At 36.5% G+C, this 17,181-nt stretch carries 21 protein-coding genes; 16 read left to right on the top strand and 5 right to left on the bottom strand.

Features of this window, described 5'->3' with window-relative positions; all coding sequences use genetic code 11:
- Nucleotides 1–17: 17 nt before the first annotated feature.
- The 16 genes from HNR69_RS04090 (at nt 18) to HNR69_RS04015 (ending at nt 15,485) form a co-directional block, all read left to right on the top strand.
- On the top strand, nt 18–6,884 hold the full coding sequence (locus HNR69_RS04090; RefSeq protein ID WP_221265075.1) for a two-partner secretion domain-containing protein: 6,867 nt from the start codon (nt 18–20) through the stop codon (nt 6,882–6,884).
- Between the two features lie 3 nt (nt 6,885–6,887).
- The gene (locus HNR69_RS04085; RefSeq protein ID WP_075294118.1) at nt 6,888–7,238 is read left to right on the top strand and encodes a hypothetical protein; all 351 of its coding nucleotides are present in this window, start codon (nt 6,888–6,890) and stop codon (nt 7,236–7,238) included.
- Entirely contained in the window at nt 7,222–7,443 is a 222-nt protein-coding gene (locus HNR69_RS04080) for a heme transporter CcmA (RefSeq protein ID WP_232451460.1), read from the top strand. The genes HNR69_RS04085 and HNR69_RS04080 overlap by 17 nt, the downstream gene beginning before the upstream one ends.
- The gene (locus HNR69_RS04075) at nt 7,440–7,790 is read left to right on the top strand and encodes a hypothetical protein (protein WP_075294116.1); all 351 of its coding nucleotides are present in this window, start codon (nt 7,440–7,442) and stop codon (nt 7,788–7,790) included. The genes HNR69_RS04080 and HNR69_RS04075 overlap by 4 nt, the downstream gene beginning before the upstream one ends.
- 140 nt (nt 7,791–7,930) lie before the next feature.
- A complete protein-coding gene (locus HNR69_RS04070; protein WP_178384272.1) occupies nt 7,931–8,362 on the top strand; it encodes a hypothetical protein in 432 nt (143 codons plus the stop codon).
- A gap of 3 nt (nt 8,363–8,365) precedes the next feature.
- Nucleotides 8,366–8,740, top strand: a complete 375-nt coding sequence (locus tag HNR69_RS04065) for a hypothetical protein (RefSeq protein WP_075294115.1) — start codon at nt 8,366–8,368, stop codon at nt 8,738–8,740.
- Nucleotides 8,724–8,951, top strand: a complete 228-nt coding sequence (locus HNR69_RS04060; protein WP_221265074.1) for a heme transporter CcmA — start codon at nt 8,724–8,726, stop codon at nt 8,949–8,951. The genes HNR69_RS04065 and HNR69_RS04060 overlap by 17 nt, the downstream gene beginning before the upstream one ends.
- Nucleotides 8,948–9,307, top strand: coding sequence for a hypothetical protein (locus HNR69_RS04055; RefSeq protein ID WP_075294113.1), 360 nt, complete (start codon nt 8,948–8,950; stop codon nt 9,305–9,307). The genes HNR69_RS04060 and HNR69_RS04055 overlap by 4 nt, the downstream gene beginning before the upstream one ends.
- A 132-nt stretch (nt 9,308–9,439) precedes the next feature.
- Nucleotides 9,440–9,859: a hypothetical protein gene (locus HNR69_RS04050; protein ID WP_178384271.1), complete on the top strand. Its 420-nt coding sequence runs from the start codon at nt 9,440–9,442 to the stop codon at nt 9,857–9,859.
- Nucleotide 9,860: 1 nt separating this feature from the next.
- Nucleotides 9,861–10,223, top strand: a complete 363-nt coding sequence (locus tag HNR69_RS04045) for a hypothetical protein (protein WP_136122308.1) — start codon at nt 9,861–9,863, stop codon at nt 10,221–10,223.
- Between the two features lie 62 nt (nt 10,224–10,285).
- Nucleotides 10,286–12,574, top strand: coding sequence for a hypothetical protein (locus tag HNR69_RS04040; RefSeq protein ID WP_075321885.1), 2,289 nt, complete (start codon nt 10,286–10,288; stop codon nt 12,572–12,574).
- A gap of 665 nt (nt 12,575–13,239) precedes the next feature.
- Nucleotides 13,240–13,896, top strand: a complete 657-nt coding sequence (locus HNR69_RS04035) for a hypothetical protein (RefSeq protein ID WP_157665518.1) — start codon at nt 13,240–13,242, stop codon at nt 13,894–13,896.
- 153 nt (nt 13,897–14,049) lie between these two features.
- Nucleotides 14,050–14,304, top strand: a complete 255-nt coding sequence (locus HNR69_RS04030; RefSeq protein ID WP_075294108.1) for a type II toxin-antitoxin system TacA family antitoxin — start codon at nt 14,050–14,052, stop codon at nt 14,302–14,304.
- Nucleotides 14,304–14,615: a hypothetical protein gene (locus tag HNR69_RS04025; RefSeq protein ID WP_075294107.1), complete on the top strand. Its 312-nt coding sequence runs from the start codon at nt 14,304–14,306 to the stop codon at nt 14,613–14,615. Before HNR69_RS04030 ends, HNR69_RS04025 begins: the two co-directional genes overlap by 1 nt.
- 137 nt (nt 14,616–14,752) lie before the next feature.
- On the top strand, nt 14,753–15,016 hold the full coding sequence (locus HNR69_RS04020; protein WP_011609927.1) for a type II toxin-antitoxin system TacA family antitoxin: 264 nt from the start codon (nt 14,753–14,755) through the stop codon (nt 15,014–15,016).
- Nucleotide 15,017: 1 nt separating this feature from the next.
- Entirely contained in the window at nt 15,018–15,485 is a 468-nt protein-coding gene (locus HNR69_RS04015; protein WP_075294106.1) for a GNAT family N-acetyltransferase, read from the top strand.
- Between the two features lie 213 nt (nt 15,486–15,698).
- On the opposite strand, the gene HNR69_RS09550 is transcribed toward HNR69_RS04015, so the two are convergent.
- The 5 genes from HNR69_RS09550 to HNR69_RS03995 form a co-directional block, all read right to left on the bottom strand.
- Nucleotides 15,699–15,833: a hypothetical protein gene (locus HNR69_RS09550; protein ID WP_256692772.1), complete on the bottom strand. Its 135-nt coding sequence runs from the start codon at nt 15,831–15,833 to the stop codon at nt 15,699–15,701.
- A 1-nt stretch (nt 15,834) separates the two neighbouring features.
- Nucleotides 15,835–16,068, bottom strand: coding sequence for a hypothetical protein (locus HNR69_RS04010; protein ID WP_011609925.1), 234 nt, complete (start codon nt 16,066–16,068; stop codon nt 15,835–15,837).
- Between the two features lie 95 nt (nt 16,069–16,163).
- Nucleotides 16,164–16,466, bottom strand: a complete 303-nt coding sequence (locus tag HNR69_RS04005; protein WP_075294105.1) for a DUF2442 domain-containing protein — start codon at nt 16,464–16,466, stop codon at nt 16,164–16,166.
- A complete protein-coding gene (locus HNR69_RS04000; protein WP_075294104.1) occupies nt 16,435–16,689 on the bottom strand; it encodes a DUF4160 domain-containing protein in 255 nt (84 codons plus the stop codon). Before HNR69_RS04000 ends, HNR69_RS04005 begins: the two co-directional genes overlap by 32 nt.
- A gap of 131 nt (nt 16,690–16,820) precedes the next feature.
- Nucleotides 16,821–17,045, bottom strand: a complete 225-nt coding sequence (locus HNR69_RS03995) for a hypothetical protein (protein ID WP_232451461.1) — start codon at nt 17,043–17,045, stop codon at nt 16,821–16,823.
- Between the last annotated feature and the right edge of the window lie 136 nt (nt 17,046–17,181).

Raw genomic sequence — 17,181 nt, 5'->3', positions numbered from 1 at the left:
CAAACGAGGATTTTCTTATGAATAAACGTCAGTTTCGTGTGATTTTTAGCAAAACATTGCAACCTATTGTCGTGGTTTCAGAACCGGTAAAAACCGAAGGAAAAACAAAAAGTGAGATGCCTCAAATGCAAAGTGCGGTTAATTTTCTACCCATTTTTGCCACCTTAACTCCCCTTGTCTTTCGTTTATTCTGTGCTTTGAGTTTTGTCTTTTCCTCGTCTGTATTTGCGGAAACCTTAATCATCAAAGCCGATCCCAACGCTCCCAAAAATCAACAACCTATTGTGTTGCAAACAGCGAACGGATTACCGCAAGTCAATATTCAAACCCCGAATGATAAAGGGCTTTCTCATAATAAATACCAAGATTTTAATGTAGACAAAAAAGGGGCGATTCTTAATAACAGCCACAAAGACACACAAACACAGCAAGCAGGTTGGGTACAAAGCAATCCTTATCTTGCTCGTGGCGAAGCAAAAGTGATTCTCAACGAGGTAACATCTACACATCCAACCCAACTTAAAGGTTATGTGGAAGTGGCAGGCAGAAAAGCCGAAGTGATCATCGCTAATCCAAATGGGCTTCATTGTGATGGGTGCGGTACGATTAATGCGACACGCTCAACAATGACCACAGGCAAACCGCAGATTATTGATGGACAAGTAGAAAGCATTAACATAGAAAGAGGCAAAATAACCATCAGTGGCAAAGGGTTAGATAACAGTCGTGTCAATTATACCGATATTCTTGCTCGAGAAGCGGAAATCAATGCAGGCATTTGGGCGGGTAAAAAGCTCAATGTGGTAACCGGCAAAAACACCATCAAACAGACAGATATGGAACATGGCGGAAATGATTTACAAATTATCCACATTGACAGCCAAAATCTCAGTGAAAACGCACCGCACTTTGCTTTAGATGTGAGTGAGCTTGGCGGCATGTATGCGGGGAAAATTCATCTTGTCGGCACAGAACAAGGACTGGGTGTGCGTAATGCAGGGCATATTGGGGCAAGTGCGGATAATTTAGTGATTGATTCACAAGGTAAAATTGTCAATCAAGGAATGATTTCTGCGAAGGGAAACCTACACGTCAGTACGAAAAAAGAAATTCAGAACCAAGGGCAATTACTCACCGAAGCTCAGCTAAGTACCAAAAGTTCTCATTTGGATAACCGTGGCGGTAAGATTGAAGGAAGAACCGCACAAATTAATGCGACCGAGACAGTGAATAATGATCGCATAGGTTCAACAGGATCTTTGATTCAAACCGCTGAAAAACTTGATATTCATAGCAAACTCGTTACAAACAAAAACACGAAAGCGTCACAAAGTAAGCAACCTGAACAAGGTATTATTGCAGGTGTACTGACAATAAATAGCGATGCTCTTGCCAATCAAAACGGGGCAATTTATGGCATGCAAAATGTTCAACTTAATCTTTCAGGGCACCTGCATAATCAGCAAGGCGAAATTCTCTCTCTTGGTGAGTTACAAATTCAAGGCGATAAACTTAATATGAATAATGAACAAGGAAAAATCGCAAGCAGAAGTAATTTAGCTATTTATGCCAGTAAATTAGAATCTGAAGGAGAAATTGAAAGTAGCCACAATGCGAGTATTCACCTCAAGCAAGATTTAACGCTTAATAATGCTTTTAAAGTGAGCGGTAATTTAGATTTTCAAACACAGGGCAATTTTATCAACAACTCAGTTCTTCGTGTGGGAGAGAAACTAAGCATACAGGCTCATAATATCAATAATAACAGGGAGAGTGAGCTATCCGGTAAAAATACCCAAATTCTCAGTAATGAAATAATTAATCGAGGATTAATTGATGGTGAAAAAACCTTATTAAAAAGCACCGCACTTTCTAACCTTGGGACAGGGCGAATTTATGGCAATCATTTAGCCATTGCGACACCAAATCTTATCAATGGCAAAGAAGACAATGCTTCGCCAACCATCGCAGCACGTGAACGATTAGATTTGGCGGTCGGTTCACTTACCAATCGTGATCATGCGTTAATTTTTAGTGCGGGAGAGATGGGCATTGGCGGTCATCTTAATGAACAGCACCATGCTGAGGGGAAAGCTTCATTCATTGATAATGGCAGTGCGACTATTGAGGCTTTGGGAAATGCTTATGTGAATACAGCACGCCTACAAAATCACGACTTACACTTGCGATTGGGGGAAAATCACACCGATGAACGGCGAGTTGAATATGCACCGAAAAATACGTCTCGACGCTATGTATTGATAGATAAAGATGGCAATCACGGGCGATTTGATTTAAAAAATAATAGTAGGAGCGATAGAAATTCTTATTTAAGGCTGAATGACGGCACAACCATTGCGGCTAATAGTTGGATGCATTGGGATTATAATCGCCACACTATTACGACAACGATTGAAAAACGTGATCCGGCTAAAATTTTGATTGGCGGTGATCTTCATTTATCAGGCAATGATCTTGAAAATAATGCGTCTACTCTTTCTGTAGGAAAACGCTTATTACTCGGTGATGAGGTATTTATAAAAAATGATAAAAATGAAACGTTGCATTCCACAACCGGTACATCGCTCAATAATATTGATATTGCAGGAACGATAAATGTTACGGACAAAGGACATTGGGATAGCTTCCATAAAAAGAAACGTCGCTATGGAATAGGGGTAAGGAAACGTTGGGCGGTTTATGGTACCGGAAGAGGGGATTTGAATGACATTCACCCGACGAGCCATTTCTTCTTCAATAAGGTAGATAATACTATCGGTCAGCCTGTTGACAGCACCAACACGAAAATTACAGCTCAAGCTGAGGCGATTATGCCAAACCAAATGAATGGCGTAATTATTAACTTACCGGAACAAAGTCTATATCAGATTAACCCCGATGCCCCTAATGGTTATTTAGTGGAAACCGATCCGCACTTTACTAACCGTAAACAATGGCTTAGCTCTGACTATATGTTTAACGCATTGCGTTCCGATCACAATATCACGTTAAAACGCCTTGGAGACGGGTTTTATGAACAACGCTTGATTAATGAACAAATTCATCAACTCACCGGACGACGCTTTTTAGATAATCACCAAACCGATGATGAGCAATACAAAGCCTTAATGGATAGCGGTATTTATTATGCCAAAAAATTTAACCTGCACCTCGGTGTCGGCTTAACAGCGGAGCAAATGGCAGAGTTGACTGCGGATATGGTATGGTTTGTGAATAAAGAAGTCATACTGCCGAGCGGTAAAAAGTTGACAGTTCTCACTCCACAAGTTTATCTTGTTGCACGAAATCTTGATGTAACTTCACAAGGTGCTTTAATTTCAGCGAGAGAAATTATGGGTAATATTAACGGAAAACTTACCAATACGGGAACGATTGCGGGGCGAAATCTTACCGCACTTTCTGCCAAGAATATCAACAACCAAGGGCTTGTTTTGGGGGATTCCGTCAATTTACTTGCAAAGCAAAAATTAGTTAACCTCGGCGGTAGAATTGAAGCTCTTGATTCAGTGATATTAATCGGCAAAGAAGGTGTTGACATTGCAAGTACAACAACTCGCCGAGCTTATCAAGATGACTTTGGTAATAAATTTGACCGCACTCATGTAGATAACCTTGCCGGTATTCATGTCAAAGATAAAAACGGTAAATTAATTGTTCACAGCCCAAAAGATGTTACTATTAAAGGTGCAGAACTCAATAGTGCAGGCGGAATACTTGTTCAAGCCAACCGTATTGATATTGGTACCCTTAATACAAAAAATAAAACGGATTACAATGCGGATATGGATAATTACTACCGCTTAGAACAGCATCAAGAAGTCGGTTCTCAATTAAATGGAAAAGGTAATATCACCCTTGCCGGTGAACAGGGCGTTGTGATTCGCCAAGGGGAAATTCATAGCGAGAACGGTGATGTTCATATTGCCTCAAACGGTAATATTCGCATTGAAGAAGGGCGTAACAAAGAGCGGCTTTCTTCTGCCTCTAAAGTGAAGCATAGTGGTTTTCTTCAATCCACGACAGATATCACTAAACACGAGCACCATTATGATTTAGCTCAAGGCTCAACCCTTGACGGTAAGAATGTGGTGTTGCAAAGCAATGCTAACCTGACGGTTCAAGGCTCAAATATTGTTGCTGAAAATCAGCTCAATGCTCGAGCGAAAAACATCGCAATTAAGGAAGCAGAAAACCGTGTTTTCGAACAAGATGTTGAGAAAACCACGAAATCAGGCTTAATGGGTTCAGGGGGATTTGGCTTTAGCATTGGCGAAAAGAAAAACACCACAGAAACCAATCAAACCAAATATTACGCTACAGGTAGCCAAGTGGGAAGCCTGAAAGGTGATACCGCCCTTATTGCAGGCAAACACTACCAACAAACCGGCAGCGTCGTGACCTCCCGAGACGGTGATGTAGATATTACCGCCAAATCAGCCAACATTACGGCAGCACGTTCAGATTATGAGAGTAACTACAAACACACAATGGAGCAGAAAGGATTAACGATAGCCTTAACTGGTGCAGTTGCTTCAGCAATACAAGCGGTTGATTCTACGCTGAAATCTGTAAAAACGGTTGGTGATAGCAAAAACAACCGCATTAATGCAATGGCGGCAGCAAATACAGGGTTTGAGGCAATGCGAGCGGCAGATCAAATAATGAAAATCGATGAAGCCCTATCTAACGGCTCTGCTACAGGAGGAGCGGTGGGAATAAGCATTACTTACGGACAGCAAAAATCGGTACAAACGCAACACAGCGAGGGCAATACGGCGGAAAAAAGTCAAATTAATGCAGGAGGTAAAGTGAATATTCAAACGACAGGAGCAGGTAAAGATTCGCATATCACTATTGCAGGTTCAGATGTTGCCGGTTTAGGTAGTACGCATTTAAAAGCGGACGGCAAAGTCAGTATTGAAGCGGCAGATGAAAACCATCTTGAACGCAGTAAAAACAAATCGAGCGGCTTTAATGTAGGCGTTGCGATTCAATTCGGTAATGGAATATCGGCAGGGATAACCGCCGGCGGAAACGTGGCAAAAGGCTATGGTAATGGCGAAAGTCAGGCTTGGGTAGCAAGCCAAGTGGGTGATAAAAACAGTAAAACTACGATAGAAAGCGGAAGTGATACTAATATTATCGGCTCACAAGTGAGAGGTAAACGGGTTGAACTTACGGCAGAAAACTTGAATATCCAAAGTCTGCAAGATACAGCGAAATATGAAGGTAAACAGGAAAGTATGCAAGGGCAAGTAACCGTAGGCTATGGTTTTTCAGCGAGCGGTAGTTACAATAAATCGAAAGCTAACTCAAATTATGCGGGAGTAAAAACGCAAGCAGGGATATTTGCCGGAGATGAGGGCTATGATGTCGATATTCGTAACCATACCGATTTAAAAGGCGGAACAATCACTTCCACAGAACAAGCGGAGCAAGAGGGAAAAAATCAATTTGTAACGAATACTCTGACTTATCAGGATATTTATAATCATTCGGATTATTCGGCAAAAGGTTTTGGTTTAAACGGCGGTTTTAGTGTAAGTGGCGGTGAAGCCCCGAAAGAAATAGCTGGGGTGAAATTACAACAAATCGGAGAAAACCATCAAGACGGCTCATCGAAAGTAGAGATGGGCGGTGTTGCCGGAGCGGCTTCTCAAGGTAACTGGGGTATTGCAAAACTGGCAACATCATTCTTAGGTCAAGTAAGTGATAAAGGCAGTGAAAGTGGTATCACAACGGCTTCGATTAACACGAAAAATATCACTATTCGAGACGAACAAACTCAGCAACAATTGACGGGCAAAACAGCAGAAGAAGCTGCAAAAGAAATTAATAAAACCAATCTTCATCAGGAGGTAAATAAAGTGGATATTGAAAAAATAAAATCTGACGTCGAGCGAGATTTAAAAACAGCGACAGATTTTGTGAAAAATCTTCACGAGCGAGGAGATGAAATTTATTATCGAAAGGAAAAAAATGAAGATTCTGTATTTTCCATTCAAAAGAAAATAGAAGATTGTAATCATATCAGTTGTTTAGATTTTAAAGCTGATAATTCACAAGAACTTAAACGCATTATTTATGGAGATAAAATATTAACCGATGAGCAAGCTCAACTTTTAAGTAAAGTTGCAACAGCGGGAATGCTGAATCTGAAACGAGAAGACAAAGTATCCAGTGCAATTTTATACGATAAGGATTTGGCTTCAATTGATGAAACCGCAGTTATTTTAAATCGTGGCAGTGCTGGGTATGTTAATGAATTTATCTTTACTGGATTTGAACGTTTCAGAGCGTGGGCAAATCTACCGAGTATCTTCGGTGCATCAAATGCTACACGAGATCACGCTCAAATCAATAAGAAATTGGAAGAATATAATGCTCACAAAATTGCTCAAGGTAAAACGCCGATAAATGCAAATAATGTGGCACATAGTTTGGGCGTTTCGGGCAATAAAAATATGTTGAATTGGTCGGAGTATATTGGAAATGAATATAAGAACACGAAGATTAATTTCTTGCATTTAGGTGGTTCTTATCCGTCAGCAGAAATAGATAAACAAGCAAAAGGACTGTTTGGTGATGTAAATACTGAATATCATGGAGTGAAAGGAGATTGGGTTTATAAGGGTTTAGGAGGATTATTTATAGGAAACAATCCGAATGCTAAGCAGGTGGAGGGGTTAGGATTTGGTAAAGCACATTCGGATGCTAATCAGAATATAAACAATTTGAAGTATGTTTATAAATTTGAGAAAGATGGAAGTAAAGAAGAGAAATGGAAGAAAACAAACGAGGTTATACAAAAAGTTTATCCTGCTGATATCAACAGAAGATTTAATACTATTAATCAGGAGTGATATATGAAAAATATAATATATTTCTTTTGCTTATTTCTATCATCTTGTGCATTAGTCCCTTTATATTCTATACCTAGTAGTGATGCTAAATGGGTTCATCGAGTAACAGGCGAAGATGTTTCTACAGAAATACTTGTAAGATGTTCAGATTATGCTTCATTGAGTATTATAGGAAGAAGACCTGATCACAATATAGTCATTGATAGAGAGTACATCAACAATTTGGATAAAATAAATCGGATAAAAGGGAAATGTTTATATGAAAATGGATTTATTTTTAAAGTAAAAATGTTTAGTGTTTATTGTTATAGACTGGAAGAGGTTTGCAATGCTTATAATGAATATAGAAAATAATCCGAATGCTAAGCAAGTGGGAGGACTAGGGTTTGGTAAAGCACATTCAGAAGCTAATCAGAATATAAATAATTTGAAGTATGTTTATGACAAAAAAGATAACAAGGAAAGAAAACAATGGGAAGAAGCAGAAGACACTTTAAACAAAGTGTATCCGAATAGTGGTATTAGAGAATTTAATAAAGTAAATGAGGTGAATAAATGAGATTGTTTACTTGTTTATTAGCCTCCTTAGTTCTGACTGGCTGTTTATTTTGGGAGTTAATGCCGTCATATTCCTCGTATTGGGATGAAGATATTTGGACACATAAAAATACCAAGCAACCTTTAAGTAGAGATATTGATATGGATTGCTTTAATAAGTCCCTTGAAGGGTTTGAGATTAAAAATATATCAGGACTACCGAGTGTAGTAGGAGAGGATAATCGGGCAAAATCAGAAAAAATATATGCCTCTTGTTTAAGAAGAAAAGGTTTTATATTTAATGCCAGTTATAAATACTGTTATAAATTTAGAAAGGTATGTGAACTATACAATGAATATAGAAAATGAAAAATTAAAATGCGACGAGAGATCACGCTCAGATTGCGAAAAAACTGGATGAATATAATACTTACGCAGAATCTCATGGAACAAAAACATATACATTTAAAAATGTAGCTCATAGTTTAGGTGTATCAGGTAATAAAAATATGCTGAATTGGTCGGAGCATCTTGGTCAGAAATATGAACATACTGATGTAGAATATTTACATTTAGGCGGTTCATATCCGTCAAGTGAAATAGATAAACAATCGAGGAGATTATTTAAGAACGTCAAAACACAGTATCATGGCGTAAAGGGTGATTTTGTCTATGAGGGAATACCCATTTTAAGAAATTTAGGGTTGGGAATGATTGGAAATAATCCTAACGCAACCCCTAATAAGGCAAATGTGTCTTTCTTAGATGCTCATTCCGAAGCCAATCAGAATATTAATAATTTAAAGTTTGTTTATGATTCAAATAATAAAAAAGATAAAAATTTTAAAGAAAACACTGAAAAAATTCTCAAGTCAATACATCTCGATTTAGATGGGGTTAGAAAATTTAATAAAATTAACAAAAATAATGAGAGGAAATAAGATATGAATAAGTTAATGGTGATTTTCTTAATATTGTTTTTATCCGGATGTTCTCTGATATTTTATAGAGAACCTTATACTTTAAATCGTTATGCAGACTGGGTTAATGCCAATACAAATGAATCTGTATCTAATGATGACTTCGGATTTTGTTACAGCAAAGCCAAATCTGAAGTAATGGGAAGACCTGTCAATGAAGATGAAGATATAGGGGGATTGGATAATTATTATAAAACTTATCCCATTTTAGGAAAATGTTTATATGAAAAGGGATACAGGTTTAAAGTTAAACATTTTATCGTATATTGTTATAACAAACCTAGAGAATGCAAGGCTTATAGAAATTATATGAAATTAGATTTTGATACCGAATGGTAATAATCCTAACGCAAAACCTAACAAAGCAAATATTTCTTTCTTAGAAGCACATACTAAAGCCAATCAGAATATTAATAATTTGAAGTTTTTTTATAGAATGAATAATGAAAAAGAGAATGCTAAATGGGAAAAAGTAAAAGATGCTTTAAAAAAAGTATATCCTAATAGTCTTATTAGAGAATTTAATACAGTAAGAGAGGTGAATAAATGAGATATTTTATTTTTCTATTATTTCCTTTCATGCTGTCTGGGTGTTTAGTTTGGGATTTAATGCCACTATATTCTTCTTTCTGGGATGAAGATACTTGGATACATAAAAATACCAATCAACCACTGAGTGATGATATTCATACTGATTGTTTTAATGAGTCTCTTAAGGGATTTGAAATTAGAAATATTTCAGGGTATCCAGAGGTTGTTGGAGAAGATAATAAAAAAATATCAAAAAGGATTTATGGTACTTGTTTAAGAAATAAGGGATTTATATTTAATGCCAGTTATAAATACTGCTATCAATTTAGAGAGATTTGTGATCAATACAATGAATATAGAAAAATGAAAAATTAAAATGCGACGAGAGATCACGCTCAGATTGCGAAAAAACTGGATGAATATAATACTTACGCAGAATCTCACGGAACAAAAACATATACATTTAAAAATGTAGCACCTAGTTTAGGTGTATCATGTAATAAGAATATGTTGAATTGGTCGGAGCATCTTGGTCAGAAATATGAACATACTGATGTAGAATATTTACATTTAGGCGGTTCATATCCGTCAAGTGAAATAGATAAACAATCGAGGAGATTATTTAAGAGCGTCAAAACACAGTATCATGGCGTAAAGGGTGATTTTGTCTATGAGGGAATACCCATTTTAAGAAATTTAGGGTTGGGAATGATTGGAAATAATCCTAACGCAACCCCTAATAAGGCAAATTTGTCTTTCTTAGATGCTCATTCCGAAGCCAATCAGAATATTAATAATTTAAAGTTTGTTTATAAATCAGAAGAAAATGGAACGAAAACTAAAGAATGGTTAACAATAGAGGATATGTTAAAAAAGACATATCCTGAAGGAATTAGAAAATTTAATGAAATCAATGAGGCTAGATAAGATGAAAAAATTTGTTTTTTTAGTGTTTTTTTTGTTGTCAGGTTGTTCTGCTATTATCTCTTTATATCCTAGTTATACTCAGGATATTATGCATGGGGAAAGATTTTGGGTAAAAAAAGGAACCAAGGAACAAGTCAGTGAAGATATATATACTGATTGTTACAATGATGGTGTAAGGGCTGATTTAAGGCAGAAAAATCTTCCGCCAGATGCGTCTGGTTGGGATTGGTATAACGTTGCTTTATATCAAGGTAAATGTTTGCATGATTTGGGATATGTTTTTAAAGAGGATATATTGTCAAAATATTGCTACCATTACATAAATGAAGTTGATTGTAGAGCATATCGAAAATTTAAGTATTAGTTTTTAGCAATTTGATATTATTTTAATTCTTACTTTTTTCTATATCAGTATAAAACGGTAGAATGCAATCATATTTCTTGAATATCAGCGGACAGATGACGGTGGGCTATGGCTTTTCCGCCTCCGCCAACTTCAATCAATCCAAAATCAACGCCGATTATGCAAGTGTGCAAGAACAATCGGGGATTTATGCAGGAGATGAGGGGTATCAAATTAACATTGCCCAACACACTGACCTCAAAGGCGGCTTAATCACCTCCACCGCCCAAGCCGAAAACCAAGGTAAAAACCAATTCAGCACAGGTACATTTTCTTATTCGGATATTCAAAATCACGCTGATTATAATGGGAGTGCGGTTGGTGTAGGAGTACAAGCAGATATTAACGGTGGCTGGGACGGTCGTCAGGTTAGAGATGGCTCACCGGTAAGTCGAGTGAATCAAGGTATCGGCTTTGGTTATGACAAAGACAGCCAATCCAGCCTAACAAAAAGCGGTATTAATACGCAAAACCTCATCATTCGTGACGAACAAGGACAGTTGGCGAAAATGGGAAAAACCGTTGAACAAATAAAAACGGAAATTAAAACGGACATAACCACCGACAATGCCGAAACCCGTTCGGGTAAGTTGGAAAATAAATTTGATAAAGAGGCGTTAAGCAAAGAATTAGCCATTCAACAAGACGTGACGAAAAACTTTGCTCCATTAGCTGCACAAGCTGTCGCTTGGACGTCAGAACAATTAGGTGCGGTGCAAAATTATGAAATTTTATCTGCCCGCAAATCACAAGTTGAAGTGGCATTATCAAACAACACAAATCCTGAAGAGCGTGTGAAACTACAAGGTGAACTAACCCAATTAACCGATTATCTCAATGAAAACCAAACCCGCTACGACCTTTGGAAAGAAGGTGGTATAGCAAGAGCGGCATTGCACGCCGCAGCGGGGGGATTATTAACGGGGAATGTCAGCGGTGCGGCTGCTTCCAGCACAACTTCCCTTGCTGCCCCTGCTATTGAAAAACTGGGCGAAAAAGCAGAGGCGAAATTTGGAAAAACGGGCAAAATGGCAGTCAATGCCACAGCGGGATTAGCCATTGGTGCAGTGACGGGTAATGGCAATGTGGGAGCGATGACCGCCGCAGCAAATACGGATTGGAATAATCGGCAGTTGCACCCAAGTGAACAACAAAAAATCAAAGAATTAGCTAAACAATTAGCTAGTGAGAAAGGTGGCACAGATGCTTATTGGGAGGAAAGATTAACATTGATTGCTTCAGCAATGGTTGATGATAAGGAAAATCAAATCGCCAAATTAGGGATAAATGCTGTTTTAAAAGATAATGAAATTTATAATTTAAACGATTATAAAGAAAGTTTAGGTATCGCCTATAACGCATTAACGGCAGAGGCAAATAAAAATGAAACCATAAAATGGAAAGACGGTACAGAAACGGTTTTATATGGTGAAAAAGTCAAAATGTTCCAAGCGACAGATAGGCAATATCGTGATAGTAAAATGTTTGGTAGCCTTAACTATAACTATCCAAATTTAGGTAAAACCAACTCAATAAATAGCTTTAACAGTCTGAATGATATTGGTCGTTTGAATGGCTTAGATAAAACAACAAGCCAACGTTATGCAAATGAATTATTAGGTATGATTACTGAAGGAAATCGAACTCGTCAGTATAGTAGCGACATTGTCAATAAAGATTATTTTCATTATGTAACTTCACCAAAAGGGATTGCAGAACCTGTTATTTGGGAGGATTTACTTGTTGGTGGTGGGTTAAAATTGGGCGGAAAAGCTCTTTCAGCGACAAATAAAGCCTTAACTGCAACAGGTGAGACCTTGGCAAAGTCTATGGTATCAAATGAAGCGATTGCTTTAGGCGTCGCAGCAGAGCAGAAGTTTGGAAAAGCCTTAGAGAGTATCGTAAATGTATATAAATATACTCCTAAAGAATATAAAGTTGCATTTGGTATCAATGCCATTACAGGTAGTGCTGTAGAAACTTTATATTATGTTGATGGTTCAAAAGAGCTTACGAGCAATAATTTAGCTAGTTCAACTATAAAAGTAGGAACAAATGCAATTTATGATTCTTTAGTTCATAAGTTAAATCCTGCTTATGGTGTAATAGCTGATACAATAAAAGGAATTGCTATTAACAACAATAATATTGAAAAATCAATTTCAAATGCAGCTAAATCAGCAACTTCATCCTCAGTAATAAATTATACGAGTTCTAAGATTGGATTAGGGGGTGTATCAACAAAAGGAATTTCATCTTTTTATAATAAATACTTAGATTATCTAGATGATAAAAAAGAAGATGGAAAGTAATATGAAATTAATATTGAACTTTCTAAAAATTATTTTCTTATCCTTTATTGGTGATTCATGTTTCTATTTATTAAATTATTTAACAGGTTTAAACATACCCTATACAGAGTTTATGATTAAGTTATTTCCTATATCAGTATTAGCAATAGGAATGGCTTACTGGCAGAAAAATAGAGATTAGCTAGCTTATAGATGGCACTTTAGGGGAAAATTCAACTTCAAGTATGGAAGGAAAGTTCTTGAACAATCTGTTCCATCCGTTCTAGGTAAGCAATTTATTATTGAGACAATGCAAAAATTAATTGAGAAAAAATTCGAAAAAGATCATGTTCAGGAGAAAAAAGAATGAGAGAAATAATAGAAGATATACTAAATATATTAAACTTATTTTTGGAATAATTTTTTACTATTTTAAATATTTATCTAAAACATGGCAAACTTGACCCTTCTATATTAGAGGGGATGATGTATAGAATGGTAGATTTCTTTATCCCATATCAATTACCATTGATTATATTCTTTTATTTTTTCTACAAATACAACATAAAAAGGAAATAAGTAGAGAAGGCCTTGTAAACGTTCAAGGTATAAAGTGCTTGATGGAGGTAAATATAGCTCGAATAATGGCTTTGATCACATTTTAGTGGGTAAAGATTAAACAGGCGGTGAATGAAAAAGGGGAAAAACTTTATGAAGGACATAACGGAAAAACAACAACACAAGCTATATCAGGCGGTAAAAACAATCCGGTTAAATTGGCAGAAGGGTTGGATTCGTTGACAAGGACTACCTCTTTTGGTTTTGGGGCGGATAGTGATAGTCAACGAAGCCAAACAAAATCAGGCATTAACACCACCCATCTTCATATTCGTGACGAACAAGGACTGGTTGAAAAAACAGGTAAAACCGTTGAACAAGTGAAAACGGAAATTAAAACGGGCATTGCTACCGACAATGCTGAAAGACGTTCGGGTAAGCTGGAAAACCGTTTTGATAAAGATGAGCTACAAAAAGAGTTGGATTATCAGGTTAAAGTTACACAAGAGTTCGATAAAAATCGAAAAGAAGTAATCGGTTATATTTACAGTAAAGCAGGGGATGCTCGAGCAGAAGCAGCAGAAATTCGACGAACAACCGAAAAAGATATTTCTCCCACAGGATTTAATTTGCACCATTGTTGGATGGCATATCTGGCCTCACCTTCTAAAGAGCGTTCATTACTCATTGCTAGAGATTGCAATTGGATTAAGGTATTTTCATTGAGCCCTCGAATATTTAATGATTTTGGTTTATTTGGAAACATAAGACCTCTTTTTAGCTAAAAGAAACAAAATGACACCAAAGTGATACATTAAAATCAGTTGTTATTCAAATTACTTTTATATGTGTTAACCATTGTCTATTTTTTATAAAATCCCCATTGAAAAATACACACAAACACCGCACAATCAATCCCTTAAAAAGAGGATAACGTTATGCCGGCAACAGTGAGATTTGAAGCAAGAATTAATACTGAGATACAATCCTTATTAAAGCGTGCCGCAACCCTTGAAGGACGCAGTTTAAGTGATTTTGTTGTCGGCAGCGAAAAAAACCGTGGAAAAAATGAACTTATTCATCTTTCTATCGCTGATCAGCAGTATTTTGCAGAAGCATTGATTTCCCCTCCTTCGCCAAATCAAAAAATGCAAGAAGCACTTCATTTAAGTACATCATTATTGGGGGAATAATGCTCCCCCCTATCCGGATCACCACATTTGATAAAACCTATTTACGAGATCAATTTGATTGTGGCTCACGTCCCTTGAATCTCTATTTACAAAAACAGGTTTCACAAGATATCAAAAGGCGTATTGCTCCTTGCTTTACTGTCATTGATGAAAATAAACGTATTTTAGGCTACTATACTTTAGCCTCAACAAGCATTCCTCTTGTCTCTCTCCCTGAGAACCTTAAGAAAAAATTACCCCGTTATCCTAGTGTTCCGGCGGTTTTACTTGGACGCTTAGCCGTTGACAAGCAAGTCTCAATATTCATTTAAATATAGAATCCCAAACTTAATCTTCAACAATTTTTGAACACCAATAGTGGTGAAACCATATCACACCATTGAATATACAATAGATATACATTATAATTTGTGTATTGATTGTGTATTAATAAACTATGGAGATTCTTATGCGTACCGCTGCAATTAACCTACGAGTCCAGCCAAAGCAACGTGACTTAATTGATTATGCCGCTTCATTACTCGGAAAAACACGTTCTGATTTTATGCTTGATGTTGCTTGCACTTATGCACAAAACGTGATTTTAGACAGAACAGTTTTTCAGCTTGATGAAGGAAAATTCAATCATTTTATTGAAGTACTTGAACAGCCTAATTTACCTAATGCCGGGTTGGAAAAATTAATGGCAACTCATTCACCTTGGGAATCATAAAATGTATTCAGCACCTGAGCTATTAACACATCATCACCATTTAGGTGCATTTAATTGTGGTGAAGAGTCATTAAATATTTGGCTTAAACGTCATGCACTTAGAAACCGGCAAAACCGAGCAAGTAGAACATTTGTGATCTGCAATGAAAATGTCGTTGTTGGCTTCTATGCACTAGCGGCAGGTTCAGTGACGCATCGGTTTGTATCCGGAGCATTAAGACGTAATATGCCTGAGCCTATTCCTGTTGTTGTTTTAGGAAGATTAGCTATAGATATAAAACATCAAGGAAAAAAATTAGGTGCTGCATTACTTAAAGATGTTGTACTACGAGCAAGAGCTGTGTCAGAACAAGTTGGAGTAAGAGCTTTGCTCGTACACGCTTTAAATGATAAAGCAAAACAATTCTATCTCAATTATGGTTTTCAACCTTCACCAATTGATGATATGTTATTGATGTTGAAGTTATAATTTAACCTCATTAATTGGTTAAGGACAAAATTTGAATTAACAGCAAAATAAGTCATTGTAAATTCTCTTAGCCATCATTTCTGCACTTTGACTAAAAAAGTGGTTGCTGCCAAATTATAATTTTATTGTTGGTATACCTTATGCCTATAAGGTAAATGTACCCCATGGGTGAAAAGAATATACGACACCGAAGTGTCGTATATTTAAGTTAAATTAATGATTTGAATCTAATTTCTTAGATTTTAAATTTTCGTAATATTTACGATTGGCTTCAGGGATTTTTGACACACCATAGAGTATTAAAAGTCCGATAATGGCAAAAATCGTTAAACCGATTGATAGTTCCATATTATTTCTCCTTTGAGCACTTAATAATCTCTAGTCGTAAGCAACGCCCTGTAGTTAAGAATACCAATGCAATAACACTAAGTATTACAATATTAAATATTCTAAAACCTAAACTGTAATTGCTATACAGCATAACAGGAACAGCTAGAATTGCAACTTTTGCGATATCATCACTCATTTTTGACCATGCTTCCAACGTCGAAATTTCAAATGGGGGTTTAAATAACCTGAACATAGTACTCCTTTTCTGTTAAATAAAAAAAGGGATAATGTATCCCCTCGGGGTTAAAAGAATATTGCAACCAATATTCCTTAATCTTTAATAGCGTTTTAGGCTGATGGCAACGTTAGCCCCTTACGAATAAGATAATCTTTCATTGACCAATCAGGATTAAACTCGCGTTTTCCTTGTAACAATCCATTAATAGATAAATTCAAATCAAGCTCCCACCAATGAATACCTTCTCCTGTTGGAGATAGCTCATAGTTCTCTCTTTCCGCTTGAGAAGCATTTTGTAATTTAGGAAACCAATTAAAAGGTACCCCTAATACTCTTCCATCTTGCAAGGTAATTTGAAATGAATCCTGATTAATGGATACTTTAGTGGCTATCGCTAATGTTGAAAAAGTCATTCCACACCTCTACGATAAAACGTTCATATTTTTGTAAATAGTTACATATTTCTTTTATCTCTTTTGACGAAAAACCATAGATATATGCTACGGATATTGGGTTTAACCATACCTTTGCTGTTTTACCTGCCTTATCAATATGAACATGAACAGGCTCTAATGGTAATCCCTCATTTGAATAAAAGTATATTTTGTAACCTCTATAAGTTAAAACAATTGGCATAGTGTACTCCAATTCAATAAAAAAAGGGATACACTATGCCCAAAGGGATAAATGTATCCCCACGGGTTAAAGGAATATTGCAACCAATATTCCTTAATCTTTAGTGTTGCTTCAACGAAGCATTTCTGTGGTTAAAATAAACGTTGAAAGTTATTAGCTGCAATAAAGTAATAACTTTGTTCTGTCGCTTCAATTTCGGTAATTATTTCCTGTTTCAGTAAAATATGAGCAATACCGTTAAAAAATTGATGCAATAAAAATGATACAAAGCCTGTTGTTTCAACTTTTACAGGGCGACAATAAAAGTACTTGTCATACCAAATTTTAATGTCATCTTTTAATTGTTGAGAGCTCACAATTTCATGTACAACAGCAGAGATATTAACTAAATTATCAGACAGTGCCGTAAAACCACGTCCTTGAGGGCGTGGATATAAGGCACAAGCGGCATAGCCGTTTCAAACCTAACTACTCAGGTGTTTGTTGTTGCTC

Source organism: Histophilus somni (genome assembly GCF_014202395.1).
Lineage (GTDB): Bacteria > Pseudomonadota > Gammaproteobacteria > Enterobacterales > Pasteurellaceae > Histophilus > Histophilus somni.
The sequence above is the reverse complement of the archived record's forward strand: the minus strand, read 5'-3'. Positions and strand labels throughout refer to the sequence as shown.